Here is a 1,106-nt window from a genome sequence, read left to right as displayed (position 1 = left end):
CCGTTCGTGTTCTCGTTCGAGCCGCGCTGCCAGGGACTGGCCGGGTCACAGAAGTAGACCGGGATGCCGGTGGCGACGGTGAACGAGCCGTGGGCGGCCATCTCGCTGCCCTGGTCCCAGGTCAGCGAGCGCACCAGGTGGCCGGGCAACGTCTGGACGGTCTCCACCAGGGCGTTACGGACGTGTTCGGCGGTGCGGCCATGGGGCAGTTGGAGGAGCATCACGTAGCGGGTGGCGCGCTCGACCAGGGTGCCGATCGCGGAGGCGCCGTCCTTGCCGATGATCAGGTCACCCTCCCAGTGGCCGGGAACCGCGCGGTCATCGGCCTCGGCTGGACGTTCGCTGATCATGACCATCGGGGTGGCGAACCGCGGCTGGCGGCAGGCCGCTTGGCGGTGAGGCCTGCGGCGAGCGCGCCCAGTGCGCAAGGCGGCGGCCAGCTCGCGACGGAGCTCGCCGCGTCCTTGGACGTAGAGGGCCTGGTAGACCGTCTCGTGGACCACGTGCATCTCCGGCCGCTCGGGGAACCTGTCCCGCAGAGCCTGGCAGATCTGCTCCGGGCTCCACTTCTTGTCCAGGTGGTTCTGGATGAAGTCCCGCAGCTCGGAGTTCCGGCCGATCTTCCCGGGCTTGGGTCGGGGCCGGCGGGCATCCGCGCGAGCCTGCGCGGCGTGAGGGCGGTACTGGCCGTTGCCCGGGTGCCGGTTGCGCTGGATCTCCCGGCTGACCGTCGAAGGGCTGCGGCCCAGCTCGGCGGCGATCGCCCGGACGCTGGCCTTCTCGCGCAGCCTGTCAGCGATGTGGATCCGATCGGCCTCGCGCAGGTACCGGGACGGCCCGTCCTCCGGCAAAGGCGCGTGGATCGGCGGATACGCCTTTTCACCGCCCGACGCGTTACGGCCGTTGCGCCACCGCTTGCCGGTTCGCGAGTTGATCCCGACGCGTCTGCACGCTTCCTGGCTGCTCAGACCCTGGTCCATGAGCCGGAAGTATTCCTCCCGCTCACGGACCAGGATCCTGCGGCCCTGCGGCGCCATCCGGTTCTCCCGGATCTCGAACATTGCACCCCTTGAGCTGGGGTGTTGCAACGATCCCTAGAACCTAAG

1 protein-coding gene is annotated in these 1,106 nt (G+C 69.5%); it reads right to left on the bottom strand.

The window, feature by feature from the left end:
* A partial coding sequence (locus ABT015_RS37920; protein WP_350887910.1) for an IS30 family transposase occupies positions 1–1,061 on the bottom strand: 1,061 nt, incomplete at its 3' end.
* Positions 1,062–1,106: the final 45 nt, after the last annotated feature.

Origin of the sequence: Kitasatospora sp. NPDC094016, assembly GCF_040304045.1 — a bacterium.
Taxonomy (GTDB): Bacteria; Actinomycetota; Actinomycetes; order Streptomycetales; family Streptomycetaceae; genus Kitasatospora.
The sequence above is the reverse complement of the archived record's forward strand: the minus strand, read 5'-3'. Positions and strand labels throughout refer to the sequence as shown.